The 21,369-nt window shown below is 70.4% G+C and carries 23 protein-coding genes and 1 pseudogene; 8 read left to right on the forward strand and 16 right to left on the reverse strand.

Translation table 11 applies throughout. From position 1 onward, the window contains the following. From iolC to ACFFNX_RS15015, 3 genes are all read right to left on the reverse strand, one after another. Window positions 1-775: 5-dehydro-2-deoxygluconokinase (iolC, locus tag ACFFNX_RS15005; protein ID WP_378201263.1), on the reverse strand; the 775-nt coding region annotated here is incomplete at its 3' end. Window positions 776-832: 57 nt separating this feature from the next. Beyond that, on the reverse strand, window positions 833-1,684 hold the full coding sequence (locus tag ACFFNX_RS15010) for a TIM barrel protein (protein WP_378201266.1): 852 nt from the start codon (window positions 1,682-1,684) through the stop codon (window positions 833-835). Further along, complete coding sequence (locus tag ACFFNX_RS15015) at window positions 1,681-2,679, reverse strand: Gfo/Idh/MocA family protein (protein WP_378201269.1); 999 nt, start codon at window positions 2,677-2,679, stop codon at window positions 1,681-1,683. Before ACFFNX_RS15015 ends, ACFFNX_RS15010 begins: the two co-directional genes overlap by 4 nt. A 177-nt stretch (window positions 2,680-2,856) precedes the next feature. On the opposite strand from ACFFNX_RS15015, the gene ACFFNX_RS15020 reads away from it, so the two are divergent. From ACFFNX_RS15020 to ACFFNX_RS15035, 4 genes and pseudogenes are all read left to right on the forward strand, one after another. Further along, entirely contained in the window at window positions 2,857-3,594 is a 738-nt protein-coding gene (locus ACFFNX_RS15020; RefSeq protein ID WP_378201272.1) for a GntR family transcriptional regulator, read from the forward strand. Between the two features lie 216 nt (window positions 3,595-3,810). Continuing rightward, window positions 3,811-5,037, forward strand: a pseudogene (locus ACFFNX_RS15025) (IS30 family transposase). Window positions 5,038-5,203: 166 nt separating this feature from the next. Further along, window positions 5,204-5,560, forward strand: coding sequence for a hypothetical protein (locus ACFFNX_RS15030; RefSeq protein ID WP_378201275.1), 357 nt, complete (start codon window positions 5,204-5,206; stop codon window positions 5,558-5,560). A gap of 109 nt (window positions 5,561-5,669) precedes the next feature. Next, the gene (locus ACFFNX_RS15035) at window positions 5,670-6,833 is read left to right on the forward strand and encodes a geranylgeranyl reductase family protein (RefSeq protein ID WP_378201278.1); all 1,164 of its coding nucleotides are present in this window, start codon (window positions 5,670-5,672) and stop codon (window positions 6,831-6,833) included. 56 nt (window positions 6,834-6,889) lie between these two features. Here ACFFNX_RS15035 and ehuA read toward each other — a convergent pair whose 3' ends face one another. The 8 genes from ehuA to ectA form a co-directional block, all read right to left on the reverse strand. Continuing rightward, on the reverse strand, window positions 6,890-7,708 hold the full coding sequence (gene ehuA / locus ACFFNX_RS15040) for an ectoine/hydroxyectoine ABC transporter ATP-binding protein EhuA (RefSeq protein ID WP_378201281.1): 819 nt from the start codon (window positions 7,706-7,708) through the stop codon (window positions 6,890-6,892). Next, entirely contained in the window at window positions 7,695-8,348 is a 654-nt protein-coding gene (ehuD, locus tag ACFFNX_RS15045) for an ectoine/hydroxyectoine ABC transporter permease subunit EhuD (RefSeq protein WP_378201284.1), read from the reverse strand. The genes ehuA and ehuD overlap by 14 nt, the downstream gene beginning before the upstream one ends. Next, a complete protein-coding gene (gene ehuC / locus ACFFNX_RS15050) occupies window positions 8,345-9,058 on the reverse strand; it encodes an ectoine/hydroxyectoine ABC transporter permease subunit EhuC (RefSeq protein WP_378201287.1) in 714 nt (237 codons plus the stop codon). Before ehuC ends, ehuD begins: the two co-directional genes overlap by 4 nt. A 6-nt stretch (window positions 9,059-9,064) precedes the next feature. After that, window positions 9,065-9,952 carry an ectoine/hydroxyectoine ABC transporter substrate-binding protein EhuB gene (gene ehuB / locus ACFFNX_RS15055; protein WP_378201290.1) on the reverse strand — a complete coding sequence of 296 codons (888 nt, stop codon included), beginning with the start codon at window positions 9,950-9,952 and terminating at the stop codon, window positions 9,065-9,067. 80 nt (window positions 9,953-10,032) lie between these two features. Further along, window positions 10,033-10,941: an ectoine hydroxylase gene (gene thpD / locus ACFFNX_RS15060; protein WP_378201293.1), complete on the reverse strand. Its 909-nt coding sequence runs from the start codon at window positions 10,939-10,941 to the stop codon at window positions 10,033-10,035. Between the two features lies 1 nt (window position 10,942). Further along, window positions 10,943-11,335, reverse strand: coding sequence for an ectoine synthase (locus tag ACFFNX_RS15065; RefSeq protein ID WP_378201296.1), 393 nt, complete (start codon window positions 11,333-11,335; stop codon window positions 10,943-10,945). A 34-nt stretch (window positions 11,336-11,369) separates the two neighbouring features. Beyond that, entirely contained in the window at window positions 11,370-12,617 is a 1,248-nt protein-coding gene (ectB, locus tag ACFFNX_RS15070; protein ID WP_378201298.1) for a diaminobutyrate--2-oxoglutarate transaminase, read from the reverse strand. A gap of 5 nt (window positions 12,618-12,622) precedes the next feature. Beyond that, window positions 12,623-13,159 (reverse strand): diaminobutyrate acetyltransferase, encoded by a 537-nt coding sequence (ectA, locus tag ACFFNX_RS15075; RefSeq protein WP_378201300.1) that lies wholly within the window; start codon window positions 13,157-13,159, stop codon window positions 12,623-12,625. Window positions 13,160-13,536: 377 nt separating this feature from the next. Between ectA and ACFFNX_RS15080 the strand changes: the two genes are divergently transcribed. Together ACFFNX_RS15080 and ACFFNX_RS15085 are read left to right on the forward strand one after the other, a co-directional pair. Further along, entirely contained in the window at window positions 13,537-14,607 is a 1,071-nt protein-coding gene (locus ACFFNX_RS15080; protein ID WP_378201302.1) for an NAD-dependent epimerase/dehydratase family protein, read from the forward strand. Window positions 14,608-14,654: 47 nt separating this feature from the next. Next, window positions 14,655-15,146 (forward strand): nitroreductase family deazaflavin-dependent oxidoreductase, encoded by a 492-nt coding sequence (locus ACFFNX_RS15085; protein WP_378201305.1) that lies wholly within the window; start codon window positions 14,655-14,657, stop codon window positions 15,144-15,146. 309 nt (window positions 15,147-15,455) lie between these two features. On the opposite strand, the gene ACFFNX_RS15090 is transcribed toward ACFFNX_RS15085, so the two are convergent. The 3 genes from ACFFNX_RS15090 to ACFFNX_RS15100 form a co-directional block, all read right to left on the reverse strand. Beyond that, complete coding sequence (locus tag ACFFNX_RS15090; RefSeq protein WP_378201308.1) at window positions 15,456-15,983, reverse strand: hypothetical protein; 528 nt, start codon at window positions 15,981-15,983, stop codon at window positions 15,456-15,458. Window positions 15,984-16,126: 143 nt separating this feature from the next. After that, window positions 16,127-18,550, reverse strand: coding sequence for an endopeptidase La (gene lon, locus ACFFNX_RS15095; RefSeq protein WP_378201311.1), 2,424 nt, complete (start codon window positions 18,548-18,550; stop codon window positions 16,127-16,129). 120 nt (window positions 18,551-18,670) lie between these two features. Further along, window positions 18,671-19,381 (reverse strand): FtsX-like permease family protein, encoded by a 711-nt coding sequence (locus tag ACFFNX_RS15100; RefSeq protein ID WP_378201314.1) that lies wholly within the window; start codon window positions 19,379-19,381, stop codon window positions 18,671-18,673. A 241-nt stretch (window positions 19,382-19,622) separates the two neighbouring features. Between ACFFNX_RS15100 and ACFFNX_RS15105 the strand changes: the two genes are divergently transcribed. Beyond that, window positions 19,623-20,015, forward strand: coding sequence for a hypothetical protein (locus ACFFNX_RS15105; RefSeq protein ID WP_378201317.1), 393 nt, complete (start codon window positions 19,623-19,625; stop codon window positions 20,013-20,015). Here the strand turns inward: ACFFNX_RS15105 and ACFFNX_RS15110 are convergent. Next, on the reverse strand, window positions 20,012-20,614 hold the full coding sequence (locus ACFFNX_RS15110) for a TetR/AcrR family transcriptional regulator (protein ID WP_378201320.1): 603 nt from the start codon (window positions 20,612-20,614) through the stop codon (window positions 20,012-20,014). The genes ACFFNX_RS15105 and ACFFNX_RS15110 overlap by 4 nt on opposite strands. Before the next feature lie 124 nt (window positions 20,615-20,738). Here ACFFNX_RS15110 and ACFFNX_RS15115 point away from each other — a divergent pair, with 124 nt between their 5' ends. After that, entirely contained in the window at window positions 20,739-21,152 is a 414-nt protein-coding gene (locus ACFFNX_RS15115; RefSeq protein ID WP_378201323.1) for a nuclear transport factor 2 family protein, read from the forward strand. 20 nt (window positions 21,153-21,172) lie between these two features. Here the strand turns inward: ACFFNX_RS15115 and ACFFNX_RS15120 are convergent. After that, on the reverse strand, window positions 21,173-21,369 hold a 197-nt coding region (locus ACFFNX_RS15120), incomplete at its 5' end, for a hypothetical protein (RefSeq protein WP_378201326.1).

Genomic DNA, 21,369 nt, shown 5'->3' on the forward strand with positions numbered 1-21,369 from the left:
ACGCGTCGCCCGCGCCGAGCCCGTTGACGACGTCGACCGGGACCGGCGGCGCCTCGACCACGCCGTCGTCGTCGGCGGCCAGGACGCCCTTGGGGCCCTGCTTGACGATCGCCAGCCGCACGCCGCGCTCGCGCAGCGCGGCGGCGGCGCGGCGCGCGTCGTCATCGCCCACCGCCACGGCGCACTCCTCCTGGTTGCCGACCACGACGGTGACGTGGTCGAGGGCCTTGTCCACCCAGTGCCGCGCCTCCTCCGGCGACGGCCAGAGCATCGGCCGGTAGTCCAGGTCGAGCACGGTGGTGCCCGCGTGCGCCTCCAGGCCGGTGAGCGTCGCCGAGCGGCTCGGCTCGTCGGACAGGCCGGTCACCGTCGCCCAGAAGATCGTCGCCGCGCGGATGGCGTCGAGGTCGAGCTCGTCCGCGCGGATCTCCATGTCGGGCGCCTTGGGGTAGCGGTAGAAGTACAGCGGGAAGTCGTCCGGGGGGAAGATCTCGCAGAACACCACCGGTGTGGGCAGCTCGCGCACCACCGTCACGAAGCGGTCGTCCACACCGTACCCGCGCAACGCCCGGTGGATGAAGCGCCCGAACGGGTCGTCACCGGTCCGTGTGATCACCGCGGTGTCCCACCCGTGGCGGGCGGCGGCGACCGCCACGTTGGTCGAGCTGCCGCCGAGGTACTTGCCGAACGTCTCGACGTCCTCCAGCCGTACGCCGACCTGCAGCGGGTAGACGTCGACGCTCACCCGCCCCATCGTGACCAGATCAAAGCCCATGAGTCCTCTTCCGCCGGAGGGGGTGACCGCTGGCGCCGTTCTCCTCGATTCTCTCGTTCATGTGCGCTCCATGAACGCCACGCTCGTCCGTACGTCGTCGATCGGGCCCGTGCCGGAAGGCGGCTCGGCGGTCAGGATCGTGTCCTGCTCCATGACATACCAACCGGTATAGCCCGCGGCGGTGAGGGCGTCGACGATTCCGGGGATGTCGATGTCGCCCTTGCCGAGGGGCCGGTAGACCCCCTGCCGTACGGCGTCGGTGTAGGTGAGCTCTCCGGCGCGCACCCGGGCGGCGAGCCGGGCGTCCACGTCCTTCAAATGAACGTGGGCGATCCGGCCGGACGCGGCGCGGGCCAGCGCGAGCGGGTCCGTGCCGCCGATGAGCAGGTGGCCGGTGTCGAGGCAGAGCGCGATCTTCGACCCGGCCAGGACGCGGTCGACCTCGGCGGGACCCTCGACGACCGTGCCGACGTGCGGGTGCAGCGTGGCCAGCAGACCGCGGCCCGCGGCGAGGTCGGCGATGCGGTCGAGGTTGGCCAGGAGGGTCCGCCAGCCGTCGTCGGTCAGGGCGGGGCGCTCGTCGTAGCCGTCCAGGCCGGTCGCGGCGGCCAGCACGAGCGTACGGGCGTCGCCGAAGCCCGCGAGCGCGCGTTCGACGTCCGGGAGCGGGTCGTGGCCCCGGTCGTGCAGCACGACCGGGACGAACCCGCCGACCGCGCCGAGGCCGTACTCCCTCAGCAGCGCCGACCGCTCGGCGGGGTCGGCCGGCAGGAACCCGTCCGGGCCGAACTCCGTCGCGGCGAGCCCGGCGTTCCGCATCTCGGCCAGCACGCGGCCGGGCGCCATCTGGTGACCCCAGCCCGGCACCTCGCACACGCCCCAGGAGATCGGTGCGCCGGCGACCCTCATCCGCGGACCTCCTCGATCGTCACGGCGCGTGTCTCCCGCCGGGACCGTTCGCACGCCTCGGCGACGTAGAACGCCTCCAGCGCCTCGTCCGGCGGGCAGGGGCTCTCGGCCTCCCCGGCGACGACCCGCAGGAACGCCCGCATCTCGGCGGTGTACGCGGGGCCGAACCGTTCGAGGAACCCGGTGCAGGGCGCGCCCGCGTGCAGGAGGTCGCCGTCCGCGGTCGAGAGCGGCGTGTGCTCGTTCAGGCCGGCGACCAGGCTGTCCTTGGCCCCCAGCGCCTCCAGCCGCACGTCGTAGCCGGCCGCGTTGTAGCGGGTCTCGCTGATGATCGCGATGGTGCCGTCGTCCAGGGTGAGCAGGGCCGCGCCGGTGTCCACGTCGCCGCTCTCGGCGAAGTAGTCCTCGCCCTTGTTCGCGCCGACGGCCACGACCTGGACGACCTCCCGGCCGGTGACGAAGCGGACGCCGTCGATGTCGTGGACCGCGCAGTCGCGGAAGATGCCGCCGGAGACCGGGATGTAGCCGGGCGGCGGCGGCGCCGGGTCGAGGGTGCAGGACCGTACGGTGTGCAGCCAGCCGAGCCGCCCGGCCGCCACCGCGTCGCGCACGGCGATGTGGCCCGCGTCGAAGCGGCGCTGGAACCCCATCTGGACCTGGCAGCCGGACCGCCGGACGGCCTCCATTACTTGGAGCGTTCCAACGATGTCCGGCGCGACGGGCTTTTCACAGAATGACGGGATATGGGCCTCCGCCGCGCGCGTGACGAGGTCCGCGTGGGCGTCGGTCGCGGCCGCCACGACGATCCCGTCGAGGTCGGAGGAGAACAGGTCGCCGACCGAATCCGCCGCCCGCGCCCCATGCTTGCGGGCAAGCGCCCTCGCCCGGTCGGCGTCGACGTCGGCGATCAGGACCGACTCGACTTCTGGCAGGCCGCCCAGGGTTTCGGCGTGCCGGGCCCCGATGCGCCCGGCTCCGGCGAGCCCGATTCTCATAGGGTCCTCCGTGGTAGAACGTGTGCGAGCCGCAGTTACGAGCGGGTTAACTCGGTGTTCCCGAGTCTGCTGCCGGATCTCGGCACATGTCAACGATTTGTCATGACATTAAGAGGTAATACCTAAGTTGTGGAGAGCGGCGCTAAGATCTCGACATTCCGACCTGAGGACCCCGAGGTGCAGCGACCAGCACTGACCGTCGACCGGAACAGCCCGGTCCCGCTCTACTTCCAGCTGGCACAGCAGTTGGAGGCCGCGATCATGGCGGGCACGCTCGCCCCCGGCTCGCGCCTGGAAAACGAGATCGAGCTCGCCGACCGGTGCGGCCTCTCCCGGCCGACCGTCCGCCAGGCGATCCAGCACCTGGTCGACAAGGGCCTGCTGGTACGCAAGCGCGGCGTCGGCACGCAGGTCGTCCAGGCGCAGGTCAAACGCCCCATCGAACTCACCAGCCTGTACGACGACCTCGCCGCCGCCCAGCGCTCCCCGCGGACCAAGGTGCTGGAGCTGGCCACCGTGCCGGCCGGCGACGAGATCGCCAAGGACCTCGGCGTACCGCCCGGCACCCCCGTCGTCCGCCTGCGGCGGCTGCGGCTGACCGACAACGAGCCGCTGGCCCTGCTGACCAACCACCTGCCCGTCGACGTCGTCGAGCTGACCGCCGAGCAGCTCGAACGCCACGGGCTGTATGAGACCCTGCGCGCGGCCGGGATCAACCTGCGGATCGCGAACCAGACCATCGGCGCCCGGGCCGCGACCACGGCGGAGGCCACGCTGCTGGACGAGCGCCGCGGCGTGCCACTGCTCACCATGACCCGCACGGCCTTCGACGACAAGGGCCGCGCCATCGAGTACGCCACACACGTGTACCGCGCGAGCCGCTATTCCTTCACCCTCACCCTGGTCGAACGCTGACCTCCGCACCGGACTGGGCCGCCGGAGGAGCCCTGGCGCCGCCGCGCGGACACGATCAGGGCCCGTCTCGAAGCGGTCGGGTCGCGGCTTTTCCACAGCCGCGCGTACGGTCTTCCTTTGGCGTGTGGGGTGCCTTGACAATGGGAGTGGGGTCGGCGCCCCCGCATCGGGGGCGGATTCGAGGGGTCGTTGCAACATCCCTGACCGGGGAGTTCGATGGCCTTCGAGATCCGTGCGGATCGTAAGCCGCGGGGCAAGGCCTTGGTCCGTGAGCGGGAGGAATACTTCCGGCTTATGGATCAGGGCGTGAGCAGTCGGGAAGCGTGCCGGATTGTCGGCGTCAACCGGCGGACGGGCAAGCGGTGGCGTAACGGCGTGCGGGCCACCGCCCACAACAAGGCCAGGCTGTCGGTCAGAAGGCCGAGTACGCAGACCGGTCCCTCGCGTTACCTGCGTCACGACGAACGCGTTCACATCGCTGACCGCCTGCGTGAAGGCGCCTCGGTTCGCGGTATCGCGGTCGAGCTGGGTCCTAGCCCGTCCACGATCAGCAGGCAGATCCGGCGCAACCGCTCGCACGAGCGCGACGGCCGGTGGTCTTATCGGCCGCACGCGGCTCAGGCCCGCGCCGACGCGCGCCGGCCCCGGCCCAAGCCGGGGAAGATCGGCGGGAATCTCCAGCTGAGGGACTACATCCAGGAGCGTTCGGGCAGACGATGGAGTCCGGAGCAGATTGTGCACCAACTCCGCCGGGACCTTCCCGGCCGTCCGGAGATGCACGTGACACACGAGACGATCTACCAGGCCCTTTACGTGCAAGGACGTGGAGAACTGCGCCGCGAGCTGACCAAAGCGCTACGCACAGGGCGAGCGATGAGACGACCCCGCCGTCAAACCCAGCAGCGCCGGCAGCGGATGGCGTATCCGATGGTGATGATCAGCGAACGTCCCGCCGAGGCCGCCGACCGCGCCGTGCCCGGGCACTGAGAAGGCAACCTGATCATCGGCAAGAACCAGGCCTCACAGATCGGCACCCTCGTCGAACGCGCCAGCCACTACGTCCTGCTCGTCCACCTGCCCGCCGACCGCACAGCCGAGACCGTCCGCGACGCACTCGCCGAAACGGCCCAGACCCTGCCAAAAGAGCTGAAACGCTCCCTGACCTGGGACCAAGGCCCGGAGATGGGCCTGCACCAGGAGTTCGCGACGACGGCTGACATGCCCGTCTACTTCTGCGACCCGCACTCACCCTGGCAGCACGGCAGCAACGAAAACACCAACGGCCTGCTCCGCCAGTACTTCCCCAAAGGCACCGACCTATCGGTCCACATCCGCCAACACCTGAACGCCCTCGCCGCCGAACTCAACTCCAGACCACGCAAAACCCTCGGCTGGGAAACCCCAGCCGAGCACCTCACTAAACTCCTGACACCAACCAGTTGATCAACCGGTGTTGCAACGCCCCCTAAAACCGAAGGGGCGGGGAGTGTCCCGGACCGCGAAGCATCCCGAACCGCGAAGCATCCCGGACGGCGGGGCTTCGCAACACGCCCTAGTCTCGTGCCTGGCCGGTGCGCCCGCCGGTCCGATTTCTCGCGGTGGTGACCACGTGCCCGATATCGGCGACGATCCGGTGGAACAGTTCCCGGAGCCTCCCGGCGAGCGGCGGCGGCCCTGGCTCGTGGCCTGCCTCGTCGCCGTCTTCGTCGCCGCGGGTTTCATCACGATCCTCACGTCCGGGCAGGACCACGACGGCGAGGCGAAGCTCGTCTGCGAACGCTTCGTCAGAGGCCGCGTGCCCGGCACGGACGTACGCTTCTCCGGGGAGAAGGTCCGCGACCCGTCATCGGTCCGGCACGTCGTCACCGGGACGGCCCTCGTCGCCGGGCACCCGCCGGCGCCGTACACCTGCACCGTCGCCCACGCCGGCACGTCATGGGACCTGATCTCCCTGACCGGGGTCTGACGCCGGGCCCGTCCCGCACCCACGGATCGCGTCCGCGTGGCCGGCGGTCGGCGCCGACGGTGGCTGAACGCGTACGGGCGGTCCTCGCGTGCTCGATAGGGTGACGGGCGTGGCCGGGGGCATCGAGACATCAGAGCCGTACGACGTCGTCATCGTCGGCGCCGGGCCGGCCGGCAGCAGCGCGGCCCTCGCGGCGGCCGAAGCCGGTGCGAACGCCCTGGTCCTCGACCGCGCGTCGTTCCCCCGCTACAAGACCTGCGGCGGGGGGCTCATCGGCGTCACGCTCGACTCGCTGCCCGCCGGCCTGGACGTCCCGATACGGCAGGAGATCGTCGCGGCGACCTTCAGCGACCGCGGGAAGGACGTCCGGCACCGCGATTCGCCCACGCGCGTCCTGTCGCTCACCGACCGCACCGACTTCGACCACGCCCTCCTGAAGAGAGCCGTCGCCGAGGGCGCCGCGGTACGGCACGGGGTGACGGTCTCCTCGATCGCCGAGGCGGACGGCGTGGTGGAGCTGGCCACGAGCGAGGGGCCGGTGCGCGCACGCTACGTCGTCGGCGCGGACGGCAGCGCCAGTCGTACGGCCCGGCACGTCGGCGTGGAGCTCGGCCAGGTCGACCTCGGTCTGGAGGTCGAGCTCGACGCGGCGGGCGTGGGCGACGCGTGGCAGGGGCGGATCCACATCGACTGGGGGCCGATCCCCGGATCGTACGCGTGGGTCTTCCCCAAGGGCGATCGCCTCACGGTCGGGGTCATCGCCCGCCGGGGCACGCCCGACCGGACGCGCGCCTACCTCAAGGCGTTCCTGGACGAGCAGGGGCTGCGGGAGCAGGAGGTCCTGCACGAGTCCGGCCATCTGACGCGCTGCCGTACCCCTGAGTCCCCCCTGGGCCGGGGACGGGTCCTGCTCTGCGGCGACGCCGCCGGCCTGCTCGAACCCTGGACCCGTGAGGGCATCTCCTTCGCCGTCCGGTCGGGGAGCATGGCCGGCCGGACCGCGGCGCGGGCGGCGCGCGGAGAGCTCTCCGACCCGCAGGAGGCGTACGCGGCGGAGATCGAGTCGTCGCTGGCGCGCGAGATGCGGGCCGGGAACCTGTTCCTGACGGCCTTCGAACGCCGCCCGCGGATGATGCACCGGCTGCTGACCCGCACCCCGTGGGGATGGCGCCTGTTCTGCCGGATCACCCTGGGCGACACCACGCTCGCCCGCATCGCCGACCACCGGTCGGCGCGGCTGGCCCTCCGCCTCCTGGGGAGCGGCTCAACCTGAGAGACCGTGAGAGACCGCCGGGAGCCAGGGGCTCCCGGCGGTCCTTCGTCTGCCGGTCAGTGCTGGTCGAGGACGGCGTGCAGGAAGTCCTGCGTGCGCTGGTTCTCCGGCTCGCTGAAGATCTTCTCCGGCGAGCCCTCCTCGACGATCTGTCCCTGGTCGAACATCAGCACGCGGTTGGACACGTCACGGGCGAAGCCCATCTCGTGGGTCACGCAGAGCATCGTGATGTCGGTCTCGGTCGCGATGTCGCGCAGCACGTCGAGCACGCCCGCCACGAGCTCGGGGTCGAGCGCCGAGGTGACCTCGTCCAGCAGCAGGATCTTCGGCTGCATCGCGAGGGCACGGGCGATCGCGACGCGCTGCTGCTGGCCGCCGGACAGCTGAGCGGGATGGGCGTCGGCCTTGTCGCCCAGGCCGACCAGGTCCAGCAGGCCGCGGGCCCGCTCGTTCGCCTCGTCGCGGGACAACTTGAGGACGTGCACCGGCGCCTCGGTGACGTTGCGCAGGACCGACATGTTCGGGAACAGGTTGAACTGCTGGAACACCATCCCGATGTCGCCGCGGACCTTGTGCAGATGCTTCTCGTCCGCGGGCACGAGGCGCTCGCCCCGTCTCATGTGCGACAGCGGGTGGCCGTTGACCCAGATGACGCCGTCGTTCACCTTCTCCAGCGTCATCAGCAGCCGCAGGATCGTCGTCTTGCCCGAACCGCTCGGACCGATGAGAGTGACGCGCTCACCGGGGGCGACGGCGAAGTCCAGCTCGCGCAGGACCACGTTGTCGCCGAAGCGCTTCACGACGCCGTCGAACCGGATGCCGTCGGCGTGCTCCCGCGGTGGCAGGTCCTCGGCGGCGGGATCAGTTGTTGCCATAACGGAACTCCAGGCGTCGCAGGAGGAGAGAGGACAGAACGCTGACGATGACGAACAGCAGGCCCACGATCGTCATCGGCTCCAGGAAGCGCAGCGATTTGGCGCCCGCCTCGTACGCGCTGTGCAGCATCTCGGGCACGGTGATCGCCAGCAGCAGCGGCGAGTCCTTGAACATCGCGATGAGGTAGTTGCCCAGCGTCGGGATGACCTTGCGCACGGCCTGCGGGAGGACGACGCCGAACCAGACCCGCCGGCGCGGCAGGTTGAGGGCGGTCGTGGCCTCCCACTGGCCGGGGGGCACGTCCGCGATGCCGGCCCGGTACACCTCCGAGGTGTAGGAGGAGTAGTGCACACCGAGGCCGATCACGCCGGTGACCAGCGCGCTGAACGTCAGGCCGAGCGAGGGTAGCGCGAAGAACAGGAAGAACAGCTGCACCAGCAACGGCGTGCTGCGGATGAACTCCACCACCCAGCGGACCACCTGGTTCACGATCCGGCTGGGCGAGCGGCGCAGCATGGCCCAGACCAGGCCGAGCACGAGCGCGACGGCGTAGCCGAGCAGTGTCGCCTCGACCGTGACGACCAGCCCGCGCAGCAGGTCCGGGAGAATCTTCCCGGCGTAATGCCAGTCCCAGATCACTTCGTCGCCCCCGCCGTTGCTCCCAGGGTGCCCAGCTCCGAGCGTGCCGCGCGTCCCGGCCGCCGCCCGAGCATGATGTCGGCGCGGCGTTCCAGGTAACGCACGAGGAGCTGGAGCACCTGCGCGATCACGAAGTACATCACCAGGATCACCAGGAAGACCGCGGTGGTCTGGCCGGTGGACTGGCGGATCTGCTGCGCCCGGAGCATCAAGTCGGTGATGGAGATCAGCGAGACGACGGCACTGCCCTTCATCAGCTCGATCAGCAGGTTGCCGAACGGCGGCAGCATCAGCGCGACCGCCTGCGGCAGCAGGACCCGGCGCAGGCGCTGCCACGGCCGCATGTTCAGTGCGATCGTGGCCTCGACCTGCGCCTTCGGCACCGCCTTCACCGCTCCGCGCACGACCTCGGCGCCGTACGCGCCGACGTTGAGGCCGAGCGCGAGGACGGCCGCGAACATCGGTGCGAACCTGAACCCGATCAGGGGCAGCGCGTAGAAGAGCCAGTACATGAGCACGAGCGTCGCGGTGCCGCGGAAGAACTCCACGTAGACCCGGCCGGCCGCACGTACCCACGCCGACCTCGCGCCGCCCGTGAGCCCGAAGACGAAGGCGAGCACGAGCGCGAGCACGCTTCCGTACACGGTGAGCTGGATGGTGACCCACGCGCCCCGGAGCAGCAGCGGGTAACTGCTGAGGACGTCAGACACCGCGGATCAGCCCTTGCAGAGCTCAGCGGCGGTGTGGCTGCCCGGCAACTCGGCCTGGCTGAACCCGAACGGCTTGATGATCGGCAGGAGGCGGTTGCTCTGCTTCAGCTCGGCCAGCTTGCCGTTGAAGGCGCTGATCAGGTCCGTGTCCGCCTTGCGGAACGCGAAGCCTCCGCCGCCGATCTGCTCCTTGCCGTCGATCACCGGCACGAACGCGTCGGTGATCTCGTACGGGGCGCCGGGGTGCTTGGACAGCGTGTCGGCGAGCGAGATGCGGGTGAGCGCGATCGCGGCGATGCGCCCGGCCTTGAGGCCCTCGTACGCGCTGGGCTGGTCGGCGAAGGTCTTGATGTTGCCCTTCTTCACGCCGAGCTTGGCGGCGTAGCCCTCCTCGACCGCGCCGGTGAGAACGCCGAGCTTGATGTTCTGCTTGGCGGCGTCCTCGAAGCGCTTGATGCCCTTCGGGTTTCCCTTGGGCACCATGAACGCCGTCGTCCCGACGAAGTCCGGGTCGGCGAAGGCGACCTGGGCACACCGCTCGGGGGTGATGGACATGCCCGCGGCGATGGTGTCGAACCGGCGCGCCTGCAGGCCGCCGATGAGCCCGCCGAAGTCGACCTGGACTCCCCGCACGTCGTTGATGCCGAGTTCCTTGAAGATCACCCGAGCCAGTTCCGGCGCCTCACCGGTCAGCTTGCCGCTCTTGTCCGTGTAGTCGTACGGCGACTCGTTGGCGAAGCCCACCTGGATGTAACCCTGCTGTTTGGCGCGCTCCAGGGTGCCGCCACCGGAGCGTTCCTTGGCCGGGTCGGTGGTCGAGCAGGCCGCCGCGAGAGGAACGGCGCCCGCCAGCACGGCCGCGGAACGGAGGAAGTCTCGTCGTGATGAGGTCATGGGGGATCTCCAAGGTCCGAGAGCCCGACGGTGGCCACCCCGGAACTCCGGAGTGGCCACCGCCGACGGCTCGGGGGGGCTTATCTGTCGCCTACCGGGGTGAAGTCCCGGGCGGCGATGAACTCGGGACGATGTGATGGTGCGGCGAAAGGCTCCTCACAGGTGTTCTCGACACTGTTGAAGACGATGAAGACGTTCGACCGCGGGAACGGCGTGATGTTGCCGTTCGAGCCGTGCATGCAATTGCAGTCGAACATTGTCGCCGAACCCGCGGGCCCGGTGAACAGATCGATGCCGTGTTTGTTGGCCAGGATGGAGATGCTGTCGGGGTCCGGAGTGCCGATCTCCTGACCACGCAGCGACTCTTTGTAGTGATCGTCAGGGGTTTCGCCCACACATGAGACGAATGTCCGATGCGATCCCGGCATGATCATCAAGCCACCATTGTGGACGAAATTCTCGGTGAGCGCGATGGAAATGCTTACAGCGCGCATACGAGGCATTCCGTCTTCGGCGTGCCAGGTCTCGAAGTCCGAGTGCCAGTAGAAGTCCTTGCCCTTGAACCCGGGCTTGTAGTTGACGCGGCTCTGGTGCACGTACACGTCGGAGCCCAGGATCTGACGGGCCCGGCCGACCACGCGCGGGTCGGTCACCAGCTCGGCGAACACCTCGCTGACCTTGTGCACCTCGAAGATGGACCGGATCTCGTCGGAGCCGCGCTCGGTGACGGTCCGCTCGTCGCGCAGCACGGCCTCGTCCTCGGACAGCCGGCGCAGCTCGGTGCGGTAGCGCTCGATCTCTTCGGGGGCGAGCAGCTCCTCGACCGTCAGGAAACCCTTCTCGTCGAAGGACGCGAGGGTCTCGGGGTCGATGGGTCCGTCGTCCGGGCCGCCGTACACCACGGGATCGGTGCGGTAGAGCAGGGCGGGCTCGCCGGCCTTACGGGTGGGGTAGAGGTCGTTCGGGCCGGGGTTCGGGTGCTCGATCATGTCAGGCCTCCTCGGTGATCAACGGGTAGACGCCGTTCTCGTCGTGTACCTCCCGTCCGGTGCACGGTGGGTTGAAGACGCAGACGGTCCTCAGGTCGGTGTGTGCGCGTACGGTGTGATGCTCGTGGCCGTCGAGAAGATAGAGCGTGCCGGGCTCGAGGCGGTGTTTGTCTCCGGTGTCCTCGTTGACGAGCTCGCCCTCACCCTCGATGACGTAGACCCCCTCGATGTGGTTGGCGTACCACATGTGGGTCTCGGTGCCGGCGTACAGCACCGTGTCGTGCATCGAGAAGCCGACCTTCTCGCTCGCCAGCACGAAGCGCCGGCTCCGCCAGGTGGGTGCCTCCACGTCGCGCTCGGTACCGCTGATCTCCTTCAGCGAGCGGACGATCAATGGGTTCTCCCTTCCTTGTGCCTTGTCTTCCTGGTCAGGCGAGCACCGCGTCCACTGAGGCCGCGATGATGCCGAGCCCTTCGTCGAGCTCGTCGGGGGTGGTCGTGAGGGGCGGCAGCAGCTTGACGACCTCGCTCTCCGGCCCCGAGGTCTCCATCAGCAGGCGGCGGTCGAACGCCTGGGCGCACACCTTCGTGGCCGCCGCGGCCTCGGTGAAGGCCAGCCCCTGGGCGAGGCCGCGTCCACGGAGCCCGCTGATCGCCTCGGGGTGGGCCGCGGCGATCCGGCCGAGCCCCTGCTCGACCTGCTCGCCCTTGGCGAGGGTCTCCTTCTCCAGCCCCTCGCCGTCCCAGAGCTCCAGCGCGGCCGTGGCGGTGACGAACGCCGGGTTCGGCCCACGGAACGTTCCGTTGTGCTCACCGGGCTCCCATACGTCGAGCTCCGGCTTGAACAGCGTCACGGCGAACGGCAGGCCGTAGCCGCTCAGCGACTTGGACAGGCAGACGATGTCGGGCACGATGCCGGCCTGCTCGAAGCTGAAGAACGGCCCGGTGCGCCCACAGCCCATCTGGACGTCGTCGACGATGAGCAGCATGTCGTGACGCCGGCACACGTCGGCGAGGCCGCGGAGCCATTCGGGCGTGGCGGCGTTCAGCCCGCCCTCACCCTGGACCGTCTCCACGATGACCGCGGCCGGGGCGTCCAGGCCGCTGCCACTGTCCTCCAGGAGCCGCTCGAACAGCAGGAAGTCCGGCGTCTGGCCGTCGAGATAGTTGTCGAACGGCATGGGCACGGAGTGGCCCAGCGGGATCCCGGCGCCGCCCCGCTTCATGCCGTTGCCGGTGACGGCGAGCGCGCCGAGCGACATGCCGTGGAAGGCGTTGGTGAAGCTGACGACCGTCTCCCGGCCGGTGTACTTGCGGGCGAGCTTCAGCGCCGCCTCGACCGCGGTCGTGCCCGCCGGGCCGGGGAACTGGACCTTGTAGTTGAGATCGCGAGGTGCCAGCACGACGTCGTGGAGCGTTTCGAGGAAACGCCGTTTCGCGACGGTGTGCATATCGAGGCTGTGCACGACATTGTCATCCGCCAGATAGGCGAGGAGCTTCTCTTTCAGCAGCGGATGATTATGGCCGTAGTTGAGGGTCCCCGCTCCGGCGAAGAAATCAAGGAAAGCGTTGCCGTCCTCGTCGTACAGACGGCTGCCGGAGGCCTTCTCGAAGACCGCCGGCCATCCTCGGCAGTAGCTGCGGACCTCGGACTCGAGCGACTCGAACACGTCCATGCGTCTCACCTGTCTCCTGACGTGGCTGGTACGTCCAGTGGGCCGATGCGGTAGAGCTCCTCCGGCTCGTGGTCGCCGGGGAACAGGTCCCCGGAGAGGAGCGGAGTGCGACGCAGTTCGGCGCCGCGATCTCGGGCGAAGGCGGTGAAGAGCCGGGCCGAGGCGATGTTGTCCGGGGTCACGGTCGCCTCGACGTACCGGTGGCCCCGGTCCGCGAGGTGACCGAGCATGCGGCCGGCCAGGGAGCGGCCACGCCAGTCCTCATCGACCGCGACCTGCCACACGAAGAGCGTCCCGGGCTCCTCGGGGCGGTCGAATCCGGTCACGAAGCCGCGGACCTCACCACCGGACCGGGCGACCACGGAGGTCGCCGCGAAGTCACGGCACCAGAGCACATAGCTGTAGGGAGAATTCAGGTCGAGGGTCTTTGAATCCCTGGCGATGCGCCACAATTGGCTACCATCTTCGACTTTGGGAGGCTCCAAGATCTCGGTGGCGGTGGTGGTCGGGGATTGCGGTGCGCTCGGATGTCCTGGCGACATGGATTACAAATTTAGCGAACCCGAAACAGCGCTTCGGACGACTTTTCGATCACCGTGTTTGAGCCTCGTACTTCGGGGGTACGTCGGGATGTTTTCCGCTTTTGGCCGCCCAGATGGGGGGCCACGTGAAAACGATCACTAAGGTCGATACCAGCCCTCACCAGCACAAACACGGGCATATCGAGCCAGCAGAGCCCGGTGATCGTCTCACCATGCGGACACTCCTCCCCCCGGAACACGGCGCCCGGTCCCCCTGAGGGGCGGAATCTAATATTGAGATCTAGATCACACCTATTGTTGCAAACCTATAACGGATGTGAGGCGTCTCGGCTGCCGCATGTGACGTCAGATGATCACTGAGGACTACGTTGAAGGCCATGCGGGTACTCGTCACCGGTGCTTCGGGATACGTCGGATCGCACGCGGTGAAGTCGCTCCTCGCCTCCGGTCACCGCCCCCGGCTGCTCGTCCGCGACCCCGGCCGGACGGGCCGCGTCCTCGCCGGGATCGGGGTCGACGCCGACGAGACCGAGATGTGCGGCGGCGACATGCTCGACCGGGAGGCCGTCGGCCGCGCGCTCGACGGCTGCGACTCGGTGATCCACGCCGCGGCCGCCCTCGGCGTCACGGGCCGCCGTACGGACCTGGTCTCGGTCAACGTCACCGGCACGCGCAACGTGGTCGGCGGGGCCGTGGCCCGCGGCCTGGACCCGGTGATCCACACCTCCACGATCGCGGTGTTCGTCCCGCCCGCGGGCCCGGTGATCACCTCCGACGCTCCCCTGGCCCGGCCGCGTACGGGGTACGGGCGGTCCAAGCTGGAGGCCGAGCGGTACGCGCGGAGCCTGCAGGACGACGGCGCGCCCGTCACGATCGTCTATCCGGGCGGGGTGCTCGGGCCGTCCCAGCCACACCTGGACGCGATGCCCGCGGGCCTGGCCGCCGGGCTGGGCATCGCGTGGCCGGTGTCGCCCGGAGGGGTGTCGCTCCTGGACGTACGCGACCTGGGGGACGCCCTGGCACGCTGCGTCGAGCCCGGCCGGGGCGCCCGGCGGCTCATCCTGGGCGGGCACTACGTGCGATGGCCGGAGTTCGCCGACCTGTGCGACGTGCTGACCGGCGTCCGCTGCCGCCGGATCCCCCTGCCCGGCGGCCTCATGATCGCGCTCGGTGCGCTGCTGGACGCCGCGAAGAAGGTGCACGGCTTCCGGTATCCGCTGACGCGGGACGCGGCCGAGTTGATGGTGACGCTCGTCCCCTCGGACGACACGGTCACCCTCGACGCTCTCGGCGTCACGCTCCGCCCGTTGGAGGAGAGCGTGGCCGACACTCTGCGCTGGCTCGCCGCCGCGGGGCACCTGCGTCCTTCCCGTGCCGGGCGCCTGGGGCCCGTTCCGTCCGGGGCGACCGACGACGACGCGAGGCGCCACCCGGACGCCGCGCAGTAGGACAGCGGGGCCTTGAGACAGGCCCCAACCGCCACAAGGAGATCGTGATGCCCGTTCGCGCCCTGCAAGGAGTGCTCACACCGGTCGCCCAGAGGCTGGCGAGCGCACCGTGGTTCGCCCGGATCGGCCCCAGGGTCGTCCCGCCGCTGGACCGGGTACTCCACCGTCTGTCCGGCGGACGCGTCCTGCTGCCGGCGATCGTGCTGCCGAGCATCGTGCTCACGACGACCGGCCGCAAGACCGGCCTGCCACGGGAGACGCCGCTGATCTGCCTGCCCGAGGAGGACGGCTCGTTCGTCGTCGTCGGCAGCAACTTCGGCCGCGACCACCACCCGGCGTGGACGGCGAACCTCTTGGCCGACGCGAAGGCCGAGGTCCGCTACCAGGGCCGCCGCATCCCGGTCACGGCACAGGCGCTGGAGGGCGCCGCCCGCACCGAGGTCTGGCCCCGGCTCGTACGGATCTGGTCGGTCTACGACACCTACGTCGAACGCGCCGACCAGCGCGAACTGCGCGTCTTCCGCCTCACCCCGTCCTGACCGCGGCCAGCCGCCGCAAGGGCACCGGGGCCGGTGCGCCGGTTACGGCGCACCGGCCCTGCCCGGATCACCATCCGGCGACGCCCAGCCGCCCGGGACCGAGCCGAAACCGCAACCCGACCCCAAGCAGAAACGCAACCGGACCAACCGGCCCAGGATCAGCCGCAGCGAAGGCACCGCGGCCGGTGTAGCCGGCCGCTTCGGCCGGGCACGCCGTGGCTCGGCCTCCAACCCTCGTCCGGCTTCGCCCGGTCACGCGGGGCCGGGCCGACCCCAGGCGGAAACGGACCCGGACCGATCGGCCTGAGGTCAGCCGCTCGACGTCGGTGAGGGGGCCGGGGCCGGTGTGCCCGGCTGGTTCGGCTGGGGCATGCGGTGGTTCTGTCCCCAGCCGCCGTTCGGCGGTGCCCAGCCGCGCATGCCGGGGCCGAAGCCGCGGCCCATCTCTCCCGGGCCGAAGCGTCGGACCTGGGACGGTCGGTCCGGGCCGTGGTCGTGGTTGAACGCGGCCACGATGCCGCCGCCGACCAGGCCGCCGATCAGTCCGGCCACCAGGGTCAGCGCGCCGGCCCGTACGGAGCCGTTGGAGGACCATCGGCGCCAGCGGCTCGGTCCGTTCGGTGGGCCCTCCGCGTACGGCGGGGGCGTGCGGCCGGACTCGAGGAACTCCGTCTGCGCGCCGCCCTGAGGCGGCGGTGCTCCCGGCGCCGGTGCGGCCGGCGGAGGCGGTGCCTGCCCGCCGCCGGCGGGTTCGGCGGGCGGTTCGGGCCGTGGGGCCGACGGCTCCCCGGCCGGTGTGGCGCTCTCGCGGGGATCGTGCTCGTCGTGTTCCGCCATCTCACTTTCCTCTGTTCACGATTCAGTGGGCCTAGCGAACCCGATTGTCGCGCAGAAACCCCTAAGCACCGCGTAAGCGGAAAAGGCGGTCCCGCCTCCGCGGGACCGCCCTTCCAGCGGCCATCAGGCCGTTCAGGGAGATGTCAGGCGGCCACCGTCTGCCCGGTCGTCGCCGGTTCCAGCGCCCAGTCGAGCACCTCGCGGACGTCCGAGGCCAGGTGGACGGTCAGCTGCTCCAGCACCTCCGCCGGCACGTCGTCCAGGTCGGGCCCGTTGCGCTTGGGGATGAGGACCGTGGTGATCCCCGCCCGGTGCGCGGCGAGCAGCTTCTGCTTGACCCCGCCGATGGGCAGGACGCGCCCGGTCAGCGAGACCTCGCCGGTCATCGCCACGTCGGAGCGTACGAGGCGGCCGGACAGCAGCGACGCGAGTGCGGTCGTCATCGTGACGCCGGCGCTCGGCCCGTCCTTGGGCACGGCCCCGGCGGGCACGTGGACGTGCACGCCGCGGTTCTTCAGGTCGCCGACCGGCAGCTCCATCTCCGCGCCGCGCGAGCGCAGGTACGACAGGGCGATCCGGGCCGACTCCTTCATGACGTCGCCGAGCTGGCCGGTCAGCGTCACGCCGGTCTCGCCGGTCTCCTCGTCGGCCAGCGACGCCTCGATGTAGAGCACGTCGCCGCCCGCCCCGGTGACCGCGAGGCCGGTGGCCACGCCGGGCACCGCCGTACGGCGCTCCTCCTCCTTGAGCGAGGTCTCCGGGGTGAACCGGGGCCGCCCGAGGTAGTCGCGCAGGTCGTCCGCGCCCACCGACGCCGGCAGGACCGGAGGCCGGTCGGGGTCGGCGGGATCCGCGGCCTCCAGCGCGGCGTTCGCCGCCACCTTGCGGAGCACCCGCGCGATCGCCCGCTCCAGGCTCCGTACGCCCGCCTCACGGGTGTACTCCCCCGCCAGCATCCGTAGCGCGTCCTCGCCGATCGTGACCTCCTCGGCGGTCAGGCCGGCCTTGTCGAGCTGACGCGGCAGCAGGTGGTCGCGGGCGATGGTGACCTTCTCGTCCTCGGTGTAGCCGTCGAGCGAGACCAGCTCCGTGCGGTCCAGCAGCGGGCCCGGGATCGTCTCCAGGGCGTTTGCGGTGGCCAGGAAGACCACGTCGGACAGGTCGAGCTCCACCTCGAGGTAGTGGTCGCGGAACGTGTGGTTCTGCGCCGGGTCCAGCACCTCCAGCAGCGCGGCGGTCGGGTCGCCGCGGTAGTCGGCGCCGACCTTGTCGATCTCGTCGAGGAGGACGACCGGGTTCATCGAGCCCGCCTCGCGGATCGCGCGCACGATCCGGCCCGGCAGCGCCCCGACGTACGTGCGCCGGTGGCCGCGGATCTCCGCCTCGTCGCGTACGCCGCCGAGCGCGACGCGGACGAACTCGCGCCCCATCGCCCGCGCGACCGACTCGCCCAGGGACGTCTTGCCCACACCCGGCGGGCCGACCAGGGCCAGCACCGCGCCGGAACGCCGTCCGCCGATCACGCCGAGACCGCGCTCCTCACGCCGCTTGCGCACGGCGAGGTACTCGACGATGCGCTCCTTGACGTCGTCGAGCCCGGTGTGGTCCTCGTCGAGGACCGTCCTGGCGCCGGCGATGTCGTACGCGTCCTCGGTCCGCTCGTTCCACGGGATGTCGAGGACGGTGTCGAGCCAGGTGCGGATCCAGCCGACCTCGGGCGACTGCTCGGCGGTCCGCTCGAGCTTGTCGACCTCCTTCAGCGCGGCCTCGCGCACCTTCTCCGGCAGGTCCGCGGCCTCCACGCGAGCGCGGTAGTCCTCCTCCTCGCTGGAGGGGTCGCCGCTGAGCTCGCCCAGCTCCTTGCGGATGGCGGCGAGCTGCTGGCGGAGCAGGAACTCCTTCTGCTGCTTCTCCACACCCTCCTCGACGTCCTTGCGGATCGTCTCGGCGACGTCCAGCTCGGCCAGGTGCTCGCGGGTCCAGCCGATCGCCAGTTCCAGCCGCTCGGTCACGTCGGTGGTCTCGAGGATCCGCACCTTCTGCTCGGCGTCGAGGTAGGACGCGTAGCCGGAACGGTCGGCCATCACCGACGGGTCCTCGATCTGCTGGACCATGTCGATGACCTGCCAGGCGCCGCGCTTCTCCAGCACGCCGACGACCAGGGCCTGGTACTCCTTGGCCAGTTCCGCGGCCCGCGCGCCGAGGCCGGTGTCCTCGGCCACGGTGCCCTCGACCCACAGCGCCTTGCCCGGGCCGGAGGTGCCGGTGCCGATGCGCACCCGCGCCACGCCGCGTACGACGGCCCCCGGGTCACCGCCCGGCAGCCGGCCGATCTGCTCGATGACCGCCAGGGTGCCGACGGCCGCATATTTCCCGTTCAGCCGAGGCACGATGAGCACCTGCGGCTTGTCATCCTTGTTGTCCGAAAGCGTCCCTGGCACGGTGGTGCGCGCCGTCTCGATGGCGCCTCGTACCTCATCGTCCGTGAGAGACAACGGCACGACCATCGCGGGCAGCACGACCTCGTCGTCGAGGGGCAGCACCGGCAGGGTGACGGTCTTGCTCATCAGGCCTCCAAAGCTTGAGTCACTCACACTCAAGAAAGGAGAGCCCTGATCTATTTCCCGGGGGTCGTTCGCTCTCAGCGATGCCGGTCCGGCAGACCCTCGAGATCATGCGAGCGCGGCTCAGAGAGTCTCGGTCACCGGACGGCGGCCCCCGAGGCGGGCGGGAATGAAGGTGAGCACCGCCACCACGAACACGGTTGCCAGTACCAGGGCGATCAGCTGCCAGGGCGCGGGAAGCGTGGCTCTGTCGCTGTCGCCGCCGGTGATCGTGTTGATGGCGGCGAACAGCAGGAGGCCTCCCGGGAAGACGCCCAGGGTGGCACCGACGAGCGCGGGCAGCACCTGCGCGGCCGCCAGGGCGACGGTCGTCTCCTGGGGGGTCGCGCCGAGGGCGCGTGCCAGCGCCGACGCGTGCCGGTTGTCGAGCACCGTCGCCCAGGTGATGACGATGGCGTTGACCGCCGCCAAGGAGAGCAGGACGACCGTCCAGACGAGGAGCACGTGCCGCAGCACCACCACCTGAGTCTCGGTATACGCGCCCGTGCCCGGCTGGTCGCCGAGGAAGGCGTTGAGCACCAGCAGGACGTCGATTCCGCTGACCGTGACCGCGATGCTGACCACACCGAGTACCACCCGTCGCGGCCGGCGGGCGGCGACCCGCAGGGCGAGCAGAAACGGGACGGGCAGTCGCGCTGAGAGAGTGATCAGCCAACCGGTGCGGCGGGGTGGGCGTGCCGCGTCGGCCAGCGCGCTGACGGTGCTGGAGCGGGCCGCGCGCACGGCCGGAACGGCGGTCGCCACCACCGCGACGCCGAGTGCCACGGCGGTCACCAGACCGATCGTGGACCAGGTCAACGACGCCGTCCCCGCGCTGCCGACGAGACCGGCACTGGACTCGGTGAGCAGCGGAGCGGTCAGCGCTCCGATCGTCAGCCCGGCCGAGATCCACAGAAGACGCGGGGCAGCGACGTTAGATCAAGGCCGCCATCCGGTACGCCCGGTCGGTTCCGCGCGTGTCCGGCGGGGAGATAACGGCTGGCACGCCGGGGCCAGAGCTTGCGATCATCACGGCATGACCGCCCCCGACATCGAGATGCTGGACCACCTCGCCGCCGAGTGCGCCCGGCTGGTCGCCACCGACCATGACCGCCGCCTCGATGGTTCGCTCGCCTCCCTCGCCGAACTGGACGAGGTGTGCTGGGCCCTGCTGGCCGACGGGCCGCTCGCCGAGGACCGGCTCCGCCTGTGGTGGCAACTCGCCGGCGCCTACACCGGCCGGGTCCTGGTCCAGGAGTACGGCGGCACGTGGATCGACCACGAAGGCAGCCTCGCCGTCGAGGTCTCCGGGGTGAAGGCGTTCCCCTTCTCCACCGCCCACCGCGTGCTGAGCGGCGAGGAGGGCAAGAGCCTGGCCTCCCTCGCGCGGGCCCTGCCCGTCATCATCGACCGGCAGGGGCGTAGCTAGGGCCGATCCGCGCGCAGGCCGTCGCAGATGACGGTCATCATGCGCAGGGCCATCTGCCGGTCGCCGTGTTCGTGTTCCACGGCGGTGTGGATGCTGTTCAGCAGAGCGCGTACGTCATTGACGCCGATGTCGGCGCGGACCTGGCCGCTTTCGCGGGCACGCTCCACCAGGCGTTCCAACGCCCGGTCCAGTCGGCCGGTCTCGGCTGCGATCCTGGCCTTCGCGTCGACGCCGGCTCCGGCCAGGATCTCGGCCAGCCCCCGGCTCTCCGTGCCGCGTTCGACCATGCCGCGGCAGAACCCGAAGAACGCCTCGCCCGGGTCCTCGGCCTCGGCTAGGGCGCGCGCCTCGTCCACCAGCTGGGCGATCCGGTCGAGCACAATGGCCTCGAACAGCGACTCCTTGGTCGGGAAGTGTCGGTGCATGGTGCCGGCACCCAGCCCGGCGCGGCGGGCGATCTCATCGACCGGTACGGACACGCCCTCCGTCGCGAAGCACTCCCGCGCGACCTCGAGGAGCCTCTCGCGGTTGCGCCGGGCATCCGCCCGCATCGGCCTCGTCCGTTCCCGGGCGTGCTCACTGATGTCGTCCGCGGCCATGACGCCCTTCCATAGACAAGCGGGGTAGGGACCCCGTATATTTCCAGATCCGGGGTAACCACCCCGGATATTTCCGGCGCGCGGTCCGCGCGACGTTCACCGACCTTCGATCAGGAGATTACGCATGTCATCTTCGACCGCTGCCACTCCCCGCGAGGTTCTCGCGCGGCTGCACGAGCTCACCGTCGCCGACGAGGCGGGAGCCGTGGACCTGTACGCGGAGGACGCGGTGCACGAGATCCCGTTCGCCCCGGCCGGCGCCCCGGCCCGCGTCGAGGGACAAGAGGCCCTTCGCCGGCTGATGGACGCCCAGGGCGGCCGGTCGCCGGTGAAGTACCAGGGCTTTGAGAACGTCCAGGTGTGGGACACCACCGACCCCGAGGTGATCATCGCCGAGTACGAGGTCGTCGGCACCGTCGTCTCCACCGGAGCCGGATTCCGCCTCTCGCAACTCCTCATCCTGCGCGTCCGCGACGGCCGGATCCTGCTGACCCGCAGTTACCTCGACCCCGGCCGGTTCGCCGAACTCCTGGCCTGACCACCCCGGGCCGGGAAGGCTCACTCCCGCGCGGTCACCGGCCGCCGCCGCGTGGCCGACAACGTGCTCCACACACTGGTCACACCGGTCACCAGGAAGGCTCCCGGGACCAGCAGGAGCAGCGGTGTCCACGGCACCGCGAGCGGTACGCCGACCGCACGGACGCCGACCGCGCCGATGCCGGCCGTCGCGCCCGCCGCGAGCAGGCCGCCGAGCA

It is taken from the genome of Actinoallomurus acaciae (assembly GCF_042429965.1).
GTDB classification, from domain to species: Bacteria; Actinomycetota; Actinomycetes; order Streptosporangiales; family Streptosporangiaceae; genus Actinoallomurus; species Actinoallomurus acaciae.

Coding starts and splice junctions, on each gene's coding strand:
- ectB (WP_378201298.1), bottom strand. CDS start 12,617: ATGGACGTGTTCGAGTCGCTCGAGTCCGAGGTCCGCAGCTACTGCCGA.
- ACFFNX_RS15015 (WP_378201269.1), bottom strand. CDS start 2,679: ATGAGAATCGGGCTCGCCGGAGCCGGGCGCATCGGGGCCCGGCACGCC.
- ACFFNX_RS15080 (WP_378201302.1), top strand. CDS start 13,537: ATGCGGGTACTCGTCACCGGTGCTTCGGGATACGTCGGATCGCACGCG.
- ACFFNX_RS15085 (WP_378201305.1), top strand. CDS start 14,655: ATGCCCGTTCGCGCCCTGCAAGGAGTGCTCACACCGGTCGCCCAGAGG.
- ectA (WP_378201300.1), bottom strand. CDS start 13,159: ATGTCGCCAGGACATCCGAGCGCACCGCAATCCCCGACCACCACCGCC.
- ACFFNX_RS15110 (WP_378201320.1), bottom strand. CDS start 20,614: ATGGCCGCGGACGACATCAGTGAGCACGCCCGGGAACGGACGAGGCCG.
- ACFFNX_RS15010 (WP_378201266.1), bottom strand. CDS start 1,684: ATGAGGGTCGCCGGCGCACCGATCTCCTGGGGCGTGTGCGAGGTGCCG.
- ACFFNX_RS15090 (WP_378201308.1), bottom strand. CDS start 15,983: ATGGCGGAACACGACGAGCACGATCCCCGCGAGAGCGCCACACCGGCC.
- thpD (WP_378201293.1), bottom strand. CDS start 10,941: ATGATCGAGCACCCGAACCCCGGCCCGAACGACCTCTACCCCACCCGT.
- ACFFNX_RS15115 (WP_378201323.1), top strand. CDS start 20,739: ATGTCATCTTCGACCGCTGCCACTCCCCGCGAGGTTCTCGCGCGGCTG.
- ACFFNX_RS15105 (WP_378201317.1), top strand. CDS start 19,623: ATGACCGCCCCCGACATCGAGATGCTGGACCACCTCGCCGCCGAGTGC.
- ehuB (WP_378201290.1), bottom strand. CDS start 9,952: ATGACCTCATCACGACGAGACTTCCTCCGTTCCGCGGCCGTGCTGGCG.
- lon (WP_378201311.1), bottom strand. CDS start 18,550: ATGAGCAAGACCGTCACCCTGCCGGTGCTGCCCCTCGACGACGAGGTC.
- ehuA (WP_378201281.1), bottom strand. CDS start 7,708: ATGGCAACAACTGATCCCGCCGCCGAGGACCTGCCACCGCGGGAGCAC.